General features: G+C 77.2%; 2 protein-coding genes. One reads left to right on the forward strand and one right to left on the reverse strand.

Going from position 1 to position 9215, the window contains the following annotated elements; genetic code table 11:
• A partial coding sequence (locus tag ACR807_RS39440; RefSeq protein WP_438926645.1) for a type I polyketide synthase occupies positions 1 to 7784 on the reverse strand: 7784 nt, incomplete at its 3' end.
• A 249-nt stretch (positions 7785 to 8033) separates the two neighbouring features.
• On the opposite strand from ACR807_RS39440, the gene ACR807_RS39445 reads away from it, so the two are divergent.
• Positions 8034 to 9215 (forward strand): cytochrome P450 (locus ACR807_RS39445; protein WP_438926646.1); only part of this gene is annotated, 1182 nt, incomplete at its 3' end.

Raw genomic sequence — 9215 nt, forward strand, 5'->3', positions numbered from 1 at the left:
CACCGGGCGACCAGGCCGCCGAGCGCCCCCGTGCCGCCGGTGACGAGCACGGTGCCGTCGGCGTGCCACGCCGGGCCGTCGGGGGCGGGCGGGACGCGGCGCAGGCGACGCCCGGACACCCCGGAGGCCCGCACGGCGACCTCGTCCTCGGCGGTCTGGGCGAGGACGTCCACGACCCGGTCGGCGATCGCGCCGTCCACGTCGGACGGCAGGTCGAGCAGGCCCGCCCACCGGCGGGGGTCCTCGACGCCGGCGACGACGCCGAACCCCCAGAGCGCGGTCTGCGCGGGGTCCACCGGGGACCCGACCGGCACCGCGTCGCGGGTGGCCCACCACAGCGGCGCGGTGACGCCGGCGTCGGCGAGCGCCCGCACGACGGCGACGGCGCGCAGGAGTCCGTCCTCGGGTCCGGCGTGGTCGAGCGAGCAGAGGGAGAGGACGCCGGCGGGGGCGTCGGCGGCGGCGCGGACGCGGTCGGCGGTGGTCGCGCGGTCGGGCCCGACCTCGACGGTGACCACGGACGCGCCCCGGTCGCGCAGGGCGCCCGGGATCGGCGTCGTGCCGCCCCCGGCGGGCAGGAGCACCAGCCAGGTGCCGGACAGGCGGCCCGCCGGCAGCTCCAGCGGCTGCCACTCGACCCGGTAGCGCCAGGGGTCGACCACCCGGTCCGCCCCCTCGGTGTCCCGGGCGGCGTGGCGAGGGGGCAGCCAGAAGCTCTGCCGCTGGAAGGGGTAGGTGGGCAGCGGCACCGGCCGGCCGGTCGGCAGGGCCGCCGGCCAGTCCACCGCCGCGCCGCGCACGTGCAGGCCGGCCAGGGAGGTGAGCAGCCGGTCCGCGCCGCCGTCGTCGCGGCGCAGCGACCCCACCGCGGTCACCGCCTCGTCGGACCGCCCGGCGATCTCCTCGACGTTCGTCACCAGCGCCGGGTGGGCGCTGCACTCGACGAACGACCGGTGCCCGTCGGCGAGCAGCGACCGCACCGCGCCGAGGAAGTCGACCGGACGGCGCAGGTTGTCGTACCAGTACCCGGCGTCCAGCACGGCGGTGTCGAGCCGCGCGCCGGTCACCGCGGAGTAGAACGGCACCTCGGCGGGGCGGGGCCGGATGCCGGCCAGCGCGGTCAGCAGCCCGTCGCGCAGGGGCTCGACCTGCGGCGAGTGCGCGGCGAACCCCACCCCGGGCACGACCCACCGCCACACGCCGTCGCGCGCCAGGGCCGCGCTGAACGCGTGCACCGCCGCGGCGTCGCCCGCGACGGTCACCGCGGCCTCCCCGTTGACCGCGGCCACCGACAGGCCCGGCCAGGGCGCGATCCGCTCGCGGACCTCGTCGTGCGGCCGGAGCACGAGGACCATGCCGCCGGTGCCGGTCGTGCTCCGCAGCGCCCGGCTGCGCAGCGCCACGACGGTCGCCGCGTCCTCCAGGGTCAGCGCGCCCGCGACGCAGGCCGCGGCGATCTCGCCCTGCGAGTGCCCCACGACCGCGTCCGGCCGCACGCCCCACGAGCGCCACAGCGCGGCCAGCGACACCATGACCGCGAACAGCGCCGGTTGCACGACGTCCACCCGCTCCAGCGCCACCGGGTCGCGCAGCACGTCGGCCAGCGACCAGTCCACGTGCGGTCGCAGCGCCCGCTCGCACTCGCGCAGCCGGTCCGCGAACACGGGGTGCGCGGCGGCCAGCTCCACCCCCATGGCGGGCCACTCGACGCCCTGCCCGGGGAACACGAACGCGGTCCGGCCGGGCCTGCCGGCGACACCGCGCACCACGCCCGCGGCCGGTTCGCCGGCGGCCACGGCGCGCAGCCCGGCGGTCAGCGTCCCGGGGTCCCCGCCGACCACGGCGGCGCAGTGCTCGAACGCGCTCCGGGTGGTCGCCAGGGACCAGGCGACGTCCACCGGGTCCAGGGAGCCGACCTCGGGCAGCAGCCGCGCGGCCTGCTCGCGCAGGGCCTCGGGGGTGCGCGCGGACAGCAGCCACGCCACCGGGCCGGCCTCCGGCTCGGGAGCGGCGACCGCGTCGGCGGCCTGTTCCAGGATCACGTGCGCGTTGGTGCCGCTCAGCCCGAACGCCGACACCCCGGCGCGGCGCGGCCGGCCGCCGGTCTCCCACGGGCGGGCCTCGGTGGCCAGCTCGACCGGCGCGGACGCCCAGTCCACGAACGGCGACGGCGTGCCCGCGTGCAGGGTGCGCGGCACCACGCCGCGGTCGAGCGCCAGGACCATCTTGATCACGCCGGCCAGGCCGGACGCGGCCTGGGTGTGGCCGATGTTCGACTTCACCGAGCCGAGCAGCAGGGGGCGGGTCCGGTCCCGGCCGTAGACGGCCTGCACGGCCCGCGCCTCGATCGGGTCGCCGAGCCGCGTGCCGGTGCCGTGCGCCTCGACCACGTCCACGTCGTCCGGGGCCAGGCCGGCGGCGGCCAGGGCGGCGCTGAGGACGCGTTGCTGCGCCAGGCCGTTCGGGGCGGTGAGGCCGTTGCTGGCGCCGTCGGAGTTGACCGCGGTGGACCGGAGCACGGCGAGCACGCGCCGGCCGGCCGCGCGGGCCGTCGACAGCCGTTCCAGCAGCACGAACCCGGCGCCCTCGCCGATGCCGAACCCGTCCGCCCCGGCCGCGAACGCCTTGGAGCGGCCGTCGACGGCCAGTGCCCGCTGCCGGCTGTAGGTGCCGAACGCCAGCGGCGCGCCCATCACCGTGACGCCGCCGGCGAGCGCGAGCGAGGACTCGCCGGACCGCACGGACCGCGCCGCCAGGTGCAGCGCCACCAGCCCGGAGGAGCAGGCGGTGTCGACGGTGATCGCCGGGCCCTCCAGCCCGAACGCGTAGGCCACCCGCCCGGACAGCACGCTGGTGGAGATGCCGGCGACGATGTGGGTCTCGACGGACGGGTCGGCCTGGGCCGGGTCGCCGCCGTAGCCCTGGTAGGCCGCGCCGACGAACACGCCGACCGGGGTGCCGCGCACGTCGTCGGCGGGGATGCCGGCGCGTTCGAAGGACTCCCAGGCCAGTTCCACGGCCAGCCGCTGCTGCGGGTCCATGGCCAGCGCCTCGCGCGGCGAGATGCCGAAGAACGCGGGGTCGAAGCGGTCGGCGTCGTGCAGGAAGTAGCCGCCGCGCAGGTAGGTGCGGCCGGGCCGGTCCGGGTCGGGGTCGTACCGGTCGGCGAGGTCCCAGCCGCGGTCCGCCGGCAGGTCGGTGTAGGCGTCGCGGCCGTCCGCGAGCAGCCGCCACAGGTCCTCGGGGCCGCGCACGTCGCCGGGGAAGCGGCACGCCATCGCCACGACCACCACCGGGTCGTCGTCGGCCGCCGACCCGACCGCGGTCGGCACCGGGTCGGGTGCCTCGCCGAACAGCCGCGCGTCGAGGTGCCGGGCGAGGGCGTCGACGCTGGAGTGGTCGAACACGACGGTGACCGGCAGCGGCAGGCCGGTGACGGCGGTGAGGCGGTCGCGCATGGACACCGCGGTCAGCGAGTCGAACCCGAGGTCGCGGAAGGCGCGGCCGTCGACGACCTCGTCGGGCGAGCCGTGCCCCAGCACGCCCGCGGTCTGCTCGCGGACGAGGTCGGTCAGCGCGGCGAGCCGGTCGGCGGCGGGCAGGCCGCGCAGCCGGTCCCGCAGCGGGGACGCGGTGTCGTCGGGCCCGTCGTCCGGTGCGCCCAGCGCGCGGCGCGCCTCGGGCAGGTCGGCGATCAGCGGGCTGGGTCGCGCGGAGGTGAACACCGGCGCAAAGCGGGTCCAGTCGACGGCGGCGCAGACCGTCAGCGGGTCGGCCCCGCCGAGGACGCGGCCGAGGGCGTCGAGCGCGGCGGCGGGGTCCATGAACGGGATGCCCTGGGCCAGCAGCCGGTCCTCGGCGAGGGCGGCGGCCATGCCACCGCCGCCGGCCGGGTCCCAGATGCCCCAGGCGATGGACGTCGCGCGCAGGCCGAGCCCGCGCCGGTGCTCGGCGAGGCCGTCGAGGAACGCGTTCGACGCGGCGTACGCGCCGTGCACGGCGCTGCCCCACACCCCGGAGATGGAGGAGAACAGCACGAGGTCGGTGGCCGCGTCGCCGAACTCGGCGTGCAGGTTGAGCGCCCCGGCCAGCTTGGCGCGGGCGGTGGCGGCGAACTCGTCCAGGTCGGTGTCGGCGAGGGCCACCAGCTCACCGGACGCGGCGGCGTGCAGCACGGTCCGGATGTCGTGGCCGGCGGCGCGCAGGGCGGCGACCGCCCCGTGCAGCGCGGCGGCGTCGGCGACGTCGCAGGCGAGGACCGTGACGTCGGTGCCGAGCGCGGCGGCCCGGTCGAGGAGGTCCGGCGGGGCGACGCCGCGCCGGCTCATCAGCACGACCCGTTGCGCGCCGCGCCCGGCCAGCCAGCCGGTGAGCTGCGTGCCGATGCCGCCGGTGCCGCCGGTGATCAGCGTGGTGCCCTCGGGCCGCCAGGCCAGGTCGGCGGGCGGTCCGGTCCGGACCAGGCGGCGGGCGTGCGTGCCGTCCCCCCGGAGCGCGACCTGGTCCTCGTCCCCGGTCAGGACGCCCGCCAGTGCGGTGAGGTCGAGGTCGGGCGGCAGGTCGACCAGGCCGCCCCAGCGGTCGGGGTGTTCGAGCGCGGCGACCCGGCCGAGCCCCCAGACCAGTTGTTGGGCGGGGCTGGTGACGGGGTCGTCGTCGCCGGTGGTGACCGCGCCCCGGGTGGCGCACCACAGCGGCGCGGTGACGCCGAGGTCGCCCAGGGCCTGGACGAGGTGGAGCGCGCCGGCGGTGCCGCGGGGCAGGAAGGGGTGGTCCGGGTGCGGGCGCTCGTCCAGTGCCAGCAGGGACAGCACGCCGGCCGCGCCGGGGCGCAGGTGGCCGGTGACCAGGTCGGCGAACGCCGCGCGGTCGGTGACGTCGTCGGGCACGGTCGCGGCGGTGCCGCCGGTCGCGCGGACGACGGCGTCGAGCAGGTCCCGGTCGAGGTCCGGCGGGGCGAGGACGAGCCAGGTGCCGTCGAGGCGGGCGGCCCGTGCCGCGAGGCGCGTCCAGGTGACGCCGTAGTGCCGGTCGTCCGGTTCGCCGTCGCGGGTCGTGGGCTTCAGCGGCAGCCAGTAGCGCTTGTGCTGGAACGCGTAGGTCGGCAGGTCGGCGGTCCGGGCGGCGCCGGCGGGCAGCACGGCGTCCCAGTCCACGGCCGCGCCGGCGGTCCACGCGTGGCCGAGGGCGAGCGCCCAGGCGTCGGGCCCGTCGTGGTCGCGGCGCAGGGTGGGGACGACGGCGACGTCCGCGCCGGCCCGTTCGGCGGTGTCGTGGACGGCGGGGACCAGCACGGGGTGGGCGCTGGGTTCGACGAACACCCGGAACCCGTCCTCGACCAGGCCGGCCACGACGTCCTGGAGCCGCACCCGGTCCCGCAGGTTGCGGTACCAGTAGTCGGCGTCCGCGACGGCTTCGTCCGCGACCGTCGAACGCCACGGGACCGTGGGCGTCAACGGCGTCACGCCCTGCAACAGCTCAGCCAGTTCCTCGCGGATCTCCTCCACCACCGCCGAGTGCGAGGCGTAGTCCACCGCGATCCGCCGAACGCCGAGCCCGCACCGCGCGACGAAGTCCTCCAGCGCCTCGGTCCCACCCGACACGACCACCGATCCGGGCCCGTTCACCGCCGCGACCGAGACGCCCTCGCCGAGCACCGCCTCGACCTCGGCCAGCGACGCCGCAACCGACACCATCCCGCCACGACCCGCCAACCGACCGATCACCTTGCTCCGCAACACGACAACCCGAGCACCGTCCTCAAGCGACAGGGCACCCGCCACCACCGCCGCCGCGATCTCCCCCTGTGAATGCCCCACCACCACCGACGGCTCGACCCCGGCCGAACGCCACAACGCGGCCAGCGACACCATCACCGCCCACAGCACCGGCTGCACCACATCGACCCGAGCCAACAAACCCTCATCGGACAGGGCCTCACGCAACGACCAGTCCACGAACGGCGACAAAGCCCGCTCACACTCGGCCATCCGCTCCGCGAACACCACCGACGACCCCAGCAGACCGAGCCCCATCCCGACCCACTGCGAACCCTGACCCGGGAACACGAACACCACCCGACCGTCCGACTTCGCCACCCCGCTCACCACACCGGGGTCGGGAGCGCCCTCGGCGAGGCGGTCCAGCCGGGCCGCGAACTCCGCCGCGTCGTGCCCGACCACGACGGCCCGGTGCTCCCACACCGACCGGTTCCCGGCCAGGGACGCGGCCACGTCGGCGGGGCGCGCGTCGCGTCCGGGCAGCCAGGCGGACAGCCGGGCGGCCTGGTCGCGCAGGGCCGCCGCGGACCGGGCCGACAGGACCCACGGCACGACCCCCGCGCCCACCGGCACGAGCCCGTCCCCCGCGACCGGTGCCCCTGCGACCGGTGTCTCCTCGACCGGCGCCTCCTCGATGATCACGTGCGCGTTGGTGCCGCTGATCCCGAACGCCGACACGCCGGCGCGGCGCGGCCGGTCCGACGCGGGCCAGTCGCGGGCCTCGGACAGCAGCCGGACCGCGCCGGACGACCAGTCCGCGAACGGGGTCGGCTCGTCGGCGTGCAGGGTGCGCGGCAGCACGCCGTGCCGCAGGGCCTGCACGACCTTGATCACGCCGCCGACGCCGGCCGCCGCGGAGGTGTGGCCGATGTTGGACTTGAGCGAGCCGAGCCACAGCGGGCGTCCCGGGTCGCGGTCGCGGCCGTACTCGGCCAGCAGCGCGGCGGCCTCGATGGGGTCGCCGAGCCTCGTGCCGGTGCCGTGCGCCTCGACGGCGTCCACGTCGGCGGGGGCGAGGTCGGCGGCGGCCAGGGCGTCGCGGACGACCTGGCGCTGCGCGGCGGCGTTGGGCGCGGACAGGCCGTTGCTCGCGCCGTCCTGGTTGACCGCGCTGGACCGCAGCACGGCCAGCACGCGGTGGCCGTTGCGCACGGCGCCGGAGAGCCGTTCCAGCAGCAGCACGCCGACGCCCTCGGACCAGCCGGTGCCGTCGGCGCCCGCGCCGAACGCCTTGCAGCGCCCGTCCGGGGCGAGGCCGCCCTGTTGGCTGAACGACACGAACGGGTCGGGCACCGGCATCACGGTGACGCCGCCGGCGAGGGCCAGCGAGCAGTCGCCGGCGCGCAGCGCGCGGGCCGCGAGGTGCAGGGCCACCAGGGAGGAGGAGCAGGCGGTGTTGACGGTGACGGCGGGGCCGCGCAGCCCGAGGGCGTAGGCGACCCGGCCGGACACGACGCTGGTGTGGCGGCCGGTGTCCAGGAACCCCTCCGCGCCGGGCGGCACGTCGAACGCCGCCGAGCCGTAGCCGTTGTCGATGGCGCCGAGGAACACGCCGGTCCGGCTGTCGCGCACCGAGGACGGCGCGACGCCGGCTCGTTCCACCGCCTCCCACGACGTCTCCAGCACCAGCCGCTGCTGGGGGTCCATGGCCAGGGCCTCGTTCGGGGAGACGCCGAAGAACCCGGCGTCGAAGTCGCCCGCGTCGTCGAGGAAACCGCCCTCGCGCGTGCTCGACCTGCCGGGGGTGGCGGGTCCGGGCCGGTACAGGCCGGCGACGTCCCAGCCGCGGTCGCCGGGCCACCGCCCGATCGCGTCGCGGCCGTCGGCCACCAGCCGCCACAGGTCTTCCGGGGTGCGCACGCCGCCGGGGTACCGGCAGGCCATGCCGATGATGGCGACGGGTTCGCCCGGCCTGGCCTCCAGGTCCCGCACGCGGGTGCGGGCGTCGGCCAGTTCGGCCGTGGCGCGGCGCAGGTAGTCGAGCAGCTTCGCGTCGTCGGCCATTCCCGCCATCCCGTCGTGGTCGTCCGCGCAGGACCCGCGGCCCTCCCGGCGCTCGCCAAGCTAAAGAGCGGGCATAGCGCCGGAATAGCGCCTCACCAGCGACGACGCGGTCGGGTCCGGCGCTATCGGGACGCTAGTGGCGATGCCCGACCATGGGGTCGAGGCCACCCGGGCGAGCGGGCCGCGCGGGCGACGCGCGGACGGTCCCGCCGACCGCCCCGGGGCCGACCGTCCCGGGAGGAAGCCCAGATGAGCACGCACGAGACGACGCCGCGGTACCCGGTCGGCGACACCAGCCGGTTGACCGCGGACCCGTGGTACCGCGCGGCCCGCGAGGACGCGCCGGTGGCGAGGGTGCGGATGCCGTTCGGCGGTGACGCGTGGGTGGCGCTGCGGCACGCGTCGGTCCGCACGGCCCAGTCCGACCCCCGGTTCAGCCGGGCCGCCTCGGCGGAGCTGGGCGGGGCCGCGCCGCGCATGGTGCCGGGCGCGCCGCCCGTGGGGTCGGTGCTGACCATGGACGGCGCCGCGCACACGAGGGTGCGGCGGTTCGTGGCGAAGGCGTTCACCGCGCGCCGCATCGAGCGGCTGCGCCCGCGCGTGCAGGAGATCGTGGACGGCCTGCTCGACGCGATGGCCGCGCACGGCTCCCCGGCGGACCTGAAGGCGTTCGTCGCGGAACCGCTGCCGGTGCTGGTGATCTGCGAGGTGCTGGGCGTCCCGCCCGCCGACCGCGCCGACTTCCGCGTGCTCACCGAGACGATCATGTCGGGGGTGTTCACCGAGGACGAGGCGCGGCAGTCGATGTCCCGGTTCCTGGACTACCTGAACGGGCTGGTGGCCGCCAAGCGCGCCCGGCCGGGCGAGGACGTGCTCAGCACGCTGGTCACCGCGGTGGACGGCGAGGACCGGCTCAGCGAGCTGGAGCTGGCGTCGCTGGCGGTGGCGCTGCTGGTCGGCGGGCACGAGACGATCCTCAACACGGTGCTGAACTTCACCTACACGCTGCTGACGACGCCGGACGAGCTGGCCGGGCTCCGGGCGCGCCCGGAGGGCGTGGACCGGGCGGTGGAGGAGCTGCTGCGCTACGTGCCGATCAACTCCGGCGGCGCGTTCGGCGCGGTCGCCGTGGAGGACGTGCGGTTCGGCGACGTGGTGGTGCGGGCGGGTGAGACGGTGGTGGCCGACATCGCCTCGGCCAACCACGACCCGGAGGTGTTCGCGGACCCGGACGTGCTGGACCTGCGGCGGGCGGACAACCCGCACGTGACGTTCGGCTTCGGGCCGCACCACTGCATCGGCGCGCAGCTGGCGCGGCTGGACCTCCAGGTGGCGCTGGGCACGCTGGTGCGCCGCTTCCCCGGCCTGCGGTTGGCGGTGCCGCCGGAGGAGGTCGTGTGGCGGCAGGGCGTGCTGATCCGCGGTGTGGAG

The sequence above is a fragment of the Saccharothrix sabaoui genome (genome assembly GCF_051756985.1).
Classification (GTDB): domain Bacteria; phylum Actinomycetota; class Actinomycetes; order Mycobacteriales; family Pseudonocardiaceae; genus Actinosynnema.